At 43.8% G+C, this 9,496-nt stretch carries 6 protein-coding genes; 5 read left to right on the top strand and 1 reads right to left on the bottom strand.

From position 1 onward, the window contains the following. The 5 genes from AC1DPZ_RS16640 to AC1DPZ_RS16660 form a co-directional block, all read left to right on the top strand. On the top strand, window positions 1-1,140 hold a 1,140-nt coding region (locus AC1DPZ_RS16640), incomplete at its 5' end, for a DUF2264 domain-containing protein (protein WP_477405384.1). An 18-nt stretch (window positions 1,141-1,158) separates the two neighbouring features. Then, window positions 1,159-3,015, top strand: coding sequence for a glycoside hydrolase family 2 protein (locus AC1DPZ_RS16645; RefSeq protein ID WP_477405386.1), 1,857 nt, complete (start codon window positions 1,159-1,161; stop codon window positions 3,013-3,015). Between the two features lie 397 nt (window positions 3,016-3,412). After that, the gene (locus AC1DPZ_RS16650; protein ID WP_477405388.1) at window positions 3,413-4,255 is read left to right on the top strand and encodes a glycoside hydrolase family 16 protein; all 843 of its coding nucleotides are present in this window, start codon (window positions 3,413-3,415) and stop codon (window positions 4,253-4,255) included. A 402-nt stretch (window positions 4,256-4,657) separates the two neighbouring features. Continuing rightward, entirely contained in the window at window positions 4,658-6,961 is a 2,304-nt protein-coding gene (locus tag AC1DPZ_RS16655) for a GH92 family glycosyl hydrolase (RefSeq protein ID WP_477405390.1), read from the top strand. A 1-nt stretch (window position 6,962) separates the two neighbouring features. Further along, window positions 6,963-8,408, top strand: a complete 1,446-nt coding sequence (locus tag AC1DPZ_RS16660; protein WP_477405392.1) for a glycoside hydrolase family 28 protein — start codon at window positions 6,963-6,965, stop codon at window positions 8,406-8,408. Between the two features lie 272 nt (window positions 8,409-8,680). On the opposite strand, the gene AC1DPZ_RS16665 is transcribed toward AC1DPZ_RS16660, so the two are convergent. After that, a partial coding sequence (locus tag AC1DPZ_RS16665; protein ID WP_477405394.1) for a hypothetical protein occupies window positions 8,681-9,496 on the bottom strand: 816 nt, incomplete at its 5' end.

Consider the following 9,496-nt stretch of genomic DNA (forward strand, 5'->3'; position numbering starts at 1 on the left):
AAACTATGGCTGGCTTACATGGATAAAGTTGCCCGCCCGGTGCTATCAAACCTGGCTGAGGATAAGCTTAAGCAAAATATGCCGGTAAGCCTGGCCGAGCATATTGATAATAAGGAGAGCCGTTCAAAAGTGGCTTACCTGGAAGCTTTTGGCCGTACCCTAAGCGGCATTGCCCCATGGTTAAACCTGGAAGGCGGAGACCCTGCCGAAGTTAAACTACGCAATCAATACCGTGGCTGGGCATTAAAGGCCATAGGCAACGCGGTTAATCCGCAAGCCAAAGATTACCTGCAATGGAGTGGGGGGCAGCCTTTGGTTGATGCCTCTTTTGTAGCCCTCGCCCTTGTAAGGAGCCCCTGGTTATGGGAGCACCTTGATGAAAACGTAAAAAAGCAGGTGGTTGATGTTTTAAAAATAACCCGCAATACCGTCCCGGTTTATTCAAACTGGATCCTGTTTTCGGGGATGGTGGAGGCTTTCTTTTGCAAATACAACCTGGGCGATGACCCTGTACGTACCGAATACGGCATCCGCGAATTTACACAGCACTGGTATGTTGGCGATGGTATGTTTTCGGATGGAATGAGCTTCCACCTTGATTATTACAACAGCATCGTGATTCAGCCTTACCTGGGGGTAATATTACAGGTACAGGCCGAAAAAAAGAAAACCTACCAGCGCGAAGTGCAGCAGGTTAAACTCATAGGACAACGATATGCCGAAATATTGGAGCGTTTAATTAATGCCGATGGCAGTTATCCCGTGATCGGGCGTTCTATTGTTTACAGGGCAGGGGTGTTCCACCATTTGGCCAATATGGCCTATGCCAAACAACTCCCTGCATCATTACCACCCGCGCAGGTACGTTGCGCCTTAACCGCTGTTATAAAAAAAACTTTGGAGTCGCCATCTACATTTACGGCTGATGGCTGGCTTAGCATAGGTTTATATGGTAAACAACCCGGGCTGGCCGATTTTTATATCACCACCGGCAGCTTGTATATCTGCAGTAATGTTTTTGTTCCGCTTGGATTGCCTGAAACGGACGAGTTCTGGACTGCGCCCCCTCTGAAATGGACCGAAGCCAGGATCTGGAGCGGCGAGGACGTAAGTGCCGATCATGCGCTGGATATCAAATAATAAATATGTAAAACTAATATGAAAAAACTCATTACTTTATGCAGCCTGCTGCTTACCGTGTGTGCGGCACAGGCCCAGGATAGTTTAATAACCAATATACAAAACCGTAAAGCCTTAAGTCTTAATGGTACATGGCAGTATATAGTTGATCCTTATGAAACCGGTTTTTATGATTACCGGTACAAAGAACTGAACGAAAACAACGGCGATGCCTACTGGAATAATGGGATCCCCGCCAATAAAACTGAAAAAAAGGAATACGGCTATAACGACAAATATTCCATTGAAGTCCCCGGCGACTGGAACCATCAAAAGGCGGAGTTTTTATACTATGAGGGTACCATCTGGTATAAAAAATCATTTGACTACGTTAAGCCGGCAACAGGCAATAAATGCTTTGTATACTTTGGCGCAGTAAACTACCGGGCTGATGTTTACCTGAACGGTAAAAAACTGGGCATGCACAAAGGTGGTTTTACGCCCTTTAATTTTGAAGTACCTGCCGGTCTGCTCAAAGAAAAAGATAATTATTTAGTAGTTAAGGTTGATAATAAACGCTACGCCGATGAAGTGCCCACCCTCAACACCGATTGGTGGAATTATGGTGGTATTACCCGCGATGTAAAGTTGGTAGAAGTGCCTGAGAACTTTATCCGGGATTTTGTGATCCAGCTTAAAAAAACAGTTAACGGCGAGGCGCCCGGCAGACAACCCGAAGTAAGCGGCTGGGTGCAGTTAGGTGGCAATACGGTATCCGCACAGCGCATAACGGTACAAATCCCCGAACTTAATTACAGTAAACAGTTTGCTGCTACGGGAGCAGTTACACCAATCAGTTTTAAACTGCCCAAGGTGCAGTTATGGTCGCCGCAAAGCCCCAAATTATATAAGGTTATCATCAGCAGCGGGACTGATAGAACGGAGGATAAGATTGGTTTCCGTACCATTGAAGCACATGGCGCGCAGTTATTGTTAAATGGTAAGCCTGTTTTTATGAGGGGCATCTGCATCCATGGCGAAATACCCCAGGATGTGAGGCGGGCCTATAGTGAAAAAGATGCCATGCAATTATTAGGGCAGGCCCGCGAGCTTGGTTGTAATATGGTGAGGCTGGCCCATTATCCGCATGATGAAAAAATAACCCGCCTGGCAGATTCGTTGGGCGTATTGGTATGGTCGGAGATCCCGGTTTACTGGACTATTGACTTTGGTAATCAGCAGGTTCTTGAAAAAGCTAAAGCCCAGTTAAATGAAATGATAACCCGCGATCATAACCGGGCCAGTATCATCATCTGGTCGGTAGGGAACGAAACGCCCATAAGCGCGGTACGCACCAATTTTATGCACAATTTAATCATCCGTGCAAAACAACTGGACGATACCCGCCTGGTTTCGGCGGCCCTTGAGGTAAACTACGCCTCGGGCAAGGATGTGAATGTAATTGACGACCCGCTTGGCGAGTTTGTTGATTTGGTGGCATTTAACGAATACCTGGGATGGTATGGCGGCTCGCCCGATAAATGCCGTACCACCAACTGGAGCACACCCTATAATAAACCATTATTTATAAGTGAAACAGGTGCCGAGGCAAAATATGGCTTTCACGCCGATTCACTAACCCGTTTTGATGAAGAATACCAGGAATGGTATTTTAAAGAGCAGGTGGCTATGTTTAAACGTATGCCAGCCAATTTTGTAGGTCTGTCGCCATGGGTAATGGCCGATTTTCGCTCACCTAAACGTAACAACCCACTGTACCAGGAGGGCTGGAACCGTAAAGGATTTTACGATGATAAGGGCAACAAAAAGAAGGCCTTTTACATACTGCAAAACTATTATAAGCAAAAAAGCGCGGAAGCGTTAGCAGGGAAATAGCTTTTAAAATATTTAAAGGGGCAAACGCCAGAAAAATCTATTAAATGAAACTGTTTGCCACAGAATATTGGCAAATAGCGAAGGGTTTCAAACCTCGGGTGTTCGAAAGATTTTTTCCCCTCCCAACGGGAGGGGTGGGTTGGGATGTGGAGTGGCAGGGAGGGGTTTCTACAAGCGACTTGGGTATGCAAAGCGTTATTGTGTACCTGATCTAACCCCTTCCTCCTCCTTCCCCGAGGAAGGAATCGCACATCCCCCGCTTTTTTATTTTTTTCGAACACTCCAGGTTTCAAACCCATCGCTATGGTGAAAGTTTTAATTTTAAAAGCGATTGCCTGGAAGCCTCAGTCAATAAACCTCAACAATAAAAAAACATTATACCTACCTTGACTTTGTTATGATAAACAGGATAATTTTTGTTGGCTTATTAGCCTTAACACCATATGCAGCCAAATGCCAGCAAAGCCGGCAGGATACATCAGGTGGTTATAAATTGGTTTGGGCGGATGAGTTTAATATAGATGGAGCGCCCGATCCAAAGAACTGGAAATTTGAACAGGGCTTTGTCCGTAACCATGAAGATCAATGGTACCAGGCAGAAAATGCAGCGTGCCATAACGGTTTACTGGTGATAGAAGCGCAAAAGGTACACCAGGCTAATCCTGACTATAAGCCCGATAGTACCAACTGGAAAGCCAACCGGCAGTATATTGAATACACATCGGCCAGCATAAACACCGGCGGGCTGCAAAGCTGGCAATATGGCCGCATGGTGATGCGGGGCAGGATAGATACAGATGCCGGCTTATGGCCCGCCTTTTGGACGCTTGGGGTAAACAAGCCATGGCCATCAAACGGCGAAATTGATATCATGGAATATTACCAGGATAAGCTATTGTCCAATATTGCCTGCGGTACATCGGTTCCATATAAAGCAAAATGGTATAGTAATACCAAAGCGCTAAATACCTTTGATGCCGGCTGGAGTAAAAAATTCCATACMTGGCGAATGGACTGGGACGAAACATCGATCAGTTTATATGCCGACGATCAACTGCTGAACCGCGTGGAATTAAAAGACCTGGTTAACCAGGATGGCAGCGGCTTTAACCCCTTTAAACAGCCGCATTATATACTGCTTAACCTTGCGATTGGCGGTGATAACGGCGGCAGTCCCTCTGCAACAACGTTTCCTAAGCGTTTTGAAGTTGATTATGTAAGGGTGTATCAAAAGAAATAAACCTTTGGAGAAAAAGGACATGCATAGTTCTAAGAAGCTGTTTTAAAATAAATAAACAGGCCGTTATTGCGAGTGATCATCAGGCATAACCCAGAAAAAATAGTAATGACATCTTAAAAAAAGAGCGTCATTGCGAGGAGGTACGACGAAGCAATCCCCAACTATATAGAGCGGATCTGCACAGCTACTCTGTATTTTGGGGATTGCTTCGTACCTCGCAATGACGGGTGGGTATGTGCTTCATTAGAAGTCCAAAAACATTTAATAAATCATTTTTAAACAGCTTCTTAGGTTGCATGTTAAAATTTATTATGTTTGGCGGGTTGCTCGATTCATCTATTTTTACACGGGGCAAAAACCATATAAACACAAATTAATAACAGTAAAAGAGTTATCGGGAAGATGATTTTAGGATTTAAAGGTAAGATGTGGTGCATAGCACTATTTATGATTGGCGGCGGGGTACAAGCACAGGATGTGGTTAAATATGTACAACCAATGGCAGGCAGCGGTGTAGCAACTACGCCGGCGGCGCTTAAACATGGTGCCGGGAGCGAATTATTTGCCAATACCATCCCCGCAGTTACAACGCCCTTTGCCATGACGCAGTGGACTCCGCAAACCCAAACATCCGAAAATAAATGCGTACCCCCGTATAGGTACAGCGACGATAATTTTAGCGGTATCCGTGGTTCGCATTGGTTAAGCGGCTCCTGTACACAAGATTACGGCAGCTTAACTGTGATGCCCATCAGCGGGCATTTAAAAACCGCAGCGGCAGATTATGCAGTTAAATTTAGCCATAATGATGAACAGTCATCACCTTACCAATACGATATAAATTTAAAGCCTTACAGTTTAAAAGCATCAGTAACATCAACACCGCGTTGCAGTATTATGAAATTTACAGCGGGCAAAGCAGACAGTGTTTATTTACTCATCACGCCCAACAGCGACTATAACCAGGGTTTTGTTAAAATAGATTCCACCAATGGCGAAGTACGAGGCTATAATACTGTTCATCGCATTTACCAGGGATGGGGAAAAGAGGYGGGCTTTAAAGGTTATTTTGTGATCAGGGTTGAAAAAACAATAGCTACCAGCGGCACATTTGCCGATAATAAAATATTTAGTGTTAAAACTATCGGTAATCAAAAAAACATAGGTGCTTATTTAGGTTTTAAGCTTAAAGCAGGCGAAAGCATTATAGTACGTATCGGCACATCATTTAGCGGTATGGAAGGAGGCCGCAAAAACCTGGAAGCCGAAATTCCGGGGGGAGACTTTGCAGCCATTGCTGCTAAAAATAAAGCCGCATGGGAAAAGGCACTGTCGCAAATCTCCCTGCAAACCACTGTCGAAAAAGATAAACGAATATTTTACACCTCGTTTTACCATGCAATGCAACAGCCGCGCTTATATAACGATGTTGATGGCTTATACCCGGAATTTGCCTCTGTAAACAAGATAGGCAAACTGCAAAGCGGCAATTATTATGATGATTTTTCTTTGTGGGACATTTACCGCGCTCATTTACCTTTATTTGAGATACTAAAGCCATCATTAATAAACGACATTGCCCACTCGCTGGTTTTGAAAGGGCAGCAGGGCGGATGGCTGCCTATATTCCCCTCCTGGAATAGTTATACCTCCGAAATGGTAGGCGATCATTGCAGCTCGGTTATCGCATCGGCCTATTTAAAGGGCATTACCAATTTTGATGTAAAAGAGGCTTACCGTCTCGTTCGTCAAAATGCTTTTGACACCCCGGCTAATAAGGCCGATTATGTAGAAGGAAAAGGCCGGCGCGCACTAAACAGCTATTTACAATACCACTACATACCGGTTGAAGATAGCGTACCCGATGCATTTCATAAAAAAGAACAGGTGAGCCGTACGCTGGAATATGCCTATGATGATTATGCTACAGCCATGATGGCAAAAAAACTGGGTAAAACAGCCGATTATAAACAATTGATAAAAAGAGCGACCTATTACAGCAATGTGTTTGATAAAAGCACGGGTATGGTACGTGGGCGTCATGCCGATGGTAGCTGGGTTAACCCTTACTTACCGGATAATAAATCATATTACATTACCGAAGGCACGCCGCGTCAGTATACTTTTTATGTGCCGCAGGATGTTCCCGGACTGGCTAAACTGATGGGGGGAAGCCCCAAACTGGAAAGCGCGCTGGATAGCCTGTTTAACAAAAACGAATACTGGCATGGTAACGAACCGGGGCACCAAATACCTTTTATGTACAACTTTACAGCATCGCCCTGGAAAACCCAGCAGCAGGTGCGTAACATACTGGCAAACGAATATGGCGACGGGCCAGGTGGTTTAAGCGGCAATGACGATGCGGGGCAAATGTCGGCCTGGTATATCTTCGCGTCGATGGGTTTTTATCCCCTAAACCCGGTTTCGGGCCAGTACCTGTTATGTTCGCCCATTTTTGATAAAGTTTCAATTCGTTTGGCAAATGGTAAAACCTTTGCGGTAACAACTCATAAAACAAGTAAAGTTGCACAATACATATATGCTGTTAAATGGAACGGCAAGTTATTGCATACTAATTATATTACTTATGCTGCTATTGTTGAAGGTGGTAAACTGGATATTTATTTACAGGACAAACCGGATAAACAATGGGGGGCTAAACCTGCCATGCAACCGAAAGGCCTGATGGAAAACATTAAATAGCATGATAAAAAGAATATTGATCATATTTCTTTGCAGCATTTGCTTGTCGGCATCTGCCCGTCAAAAGGAATATAACATTTTGGATTATGGCGCGGTTGGCGATGGTAAAACAGATAATGCCATAGCGATACAAAAAACTATTGATGCGGCTTCGGGTAACGGCGGCGGCAGGGTAGTAATTCCATCCGGCTGTACTTTTATGAGCGGACCGATCACCCTGAAATCAAATATAGAATTGGAGGTAGAAGTGAACGCCACGCTGTTAGCCAACCCCAGCGAAAGCGTATATACTAAAAGCGCTTTTCGCGAAAATAAAGGGGAGGGCACTATCTGGATAGGTGGAGAAAACCTTAATAACGTAACAATTTGCGGAGGCGGCACTATTGATGGCAACGGCACATCATTTATGGGTAAGGAGTTAGCAGATTCMTATGAGCTTAAACCTTTTAATGTTATTGATCCGCGGCCACACCTGTTAACGGTAATCGGTGGTAAAAACATTCGGATCCTCAACCTTACTATCCGTAATTCGGCCTATTGGACCGTGCATTTAATAGGCTGTGATGATGTGGCTATTGATAACCTGACACTATTAAATAGCCTGAAAGTACGAAACAGCGACGGTATAGACCTTGACCACAGCAAGAATGTGCGCATCAGTAACTGCTATATCGAATCTGGCGATGATTGTATTTGCCTGAAGAACCGCCGTGAATACCAGGAGTTTGGTGCCTGCGAAAATATTACGGTTAGTAATTGCACCATGACCTCGCGTTCTTGCGCCATCAAGATCGGTTCTGAGAATATGGACAGGATAAGCCACGTACTGATAAACAACTGCATTATCAAAAACAGTAACCGGGGTATCGGGATCCAAAACCGGGATGAAGGCACGGTTTCGGATGTGATATTTTCCAATATACTGGTTAATTCGCACCTGTTTTCGGATGTATGGTGGGGCAAGGCCGAACCTATTTATGTTACCGCTTATCGTCGTGCAAACACAAATAATAAAGATGCAGGCTGGCGCCTGCCCAAAGGCGCAACCGAAGGCCGGGTAGGCGAAGTGAAGAATATTTATTTCAGCAACATCAAATGTGTTAGCGAGAACGGTATTTATGTGGGCGCCGAAACAGCTGATAAAGTCTCTGGTATTGTGTTCGACCAGGTTGATGTGGTTATCAATAAAACATCAGAAGTGCCGGGAGGAGTATATGATCGCCGGCCAGCCCAGGTTGAAGGTTTGTTAAAAGGCCGCACCTCGGCTTTTTACCTTGATAAAGCCAGTCACATCACCATTCGCAATAGTTCGGTAAACTGGGGCAATGGCCGTCCTGCTTACTTTGCCCACATGCTGGAAACTCATGAGGTTACAGATTTGAAAACGAGTAATATCGATGGTGCATCTGCGTTTCCCGGTAAATTAGCGGCTGTAAAGCAATATTAAAGGGRCAAAAAGCTACGATCTTGAGAATAAATAAACAGGCCGTCATTGCGGGGCTGTTGTAGAGACGCATAATTGCGTCTCTCGCAGGACATTCAGGATTTGCAAGGCCGATTTGCAAGATCAATTTGTATGTGTGATTTGCACGCGGGAGACGCAATTATGCGTCTCTACGTTGAAAACTTAAAAAAAAAATATTTGATAATCAATAACTTACAATCACGTCATTATAAGGTACGAAGCAATGACGATCTGTTTATCTATTTAAATAGCTTCTAAGAACTTTTTGGCGCTGTAGTATCAAAAAACGAGAATAATTTAAGTACGGTAGGTATGCCCACGGTTATAATCGTGAGATATTTAATAAGTGTGGAATAAGCCTCTTGTTGCGAGGTGAAAAGAAAGGCCAAAACAGCAATGATCAATATAAGGAGGGGAGTTTTTAGTTTGTTCCAGTTACCATTGTCTTTAATCTGTTCTTTTATTTTCATTGCTTCTGATCGTCCTATTGCAGTAAGTATAAAATACCGGAAACCTCGGTTGAAAAGTTTAAGAGTACTTCCTTCTTGTACAATTAGCCCCTTGCTAAGCAGTAAAGTAAGGTTGTACTCATCAAAAGGATTTACCAGGCCGTCCTGCGCAAGATCGTAAAGCAGAAACTTTTCCTCTTTAGTTAATGACTGCCACATGTACATATAAAAATAGTGTGCTGTGATCCCTATTTTAAATGAAAGCGCATCGCAATCTGGCGGCACATTTCCTTTACTCTCGGTTTTAAGCAGGTTTATTAACGGTTTTTGCATCTTTTTAAAAAAGTGACCATTGTTTGTTTCATACAGGAGTGTTTTTTCCCATAAGGCCATATGTTTTTCTATTTGAAGTTTACCCGGGTCTAATTTTTTTATCACGATCTTAAAATGTCCTAATAATACATGCCACCTTTCCAGGTCATGTTCGGGTAGTCTTTTTTCTTCATTCTTATATTTTTCAAGGTCATTTAATGAATCCAGGAAATCAACAGGGTGCACTGTAGAAATTATAAAAACCTTGGCACTGTTTCTTTGCATAAGGTCTTCCAGGAAGTTTAGTTT

The sequence above is a fragment of the Mucilaginibacter sp. P4_G9 genome, assembly GCF_056400985.1.

Excerpts from the sequence above, each read along its gene's own strand:
- AC1DPZ_RS16645 (WP_477405386.1), top strand. The coding sequence starts at position 1,159 with ATGAAAAAACTCATTACTTTATGCAGCCTGCTGCTTACCGTGTGTGCG.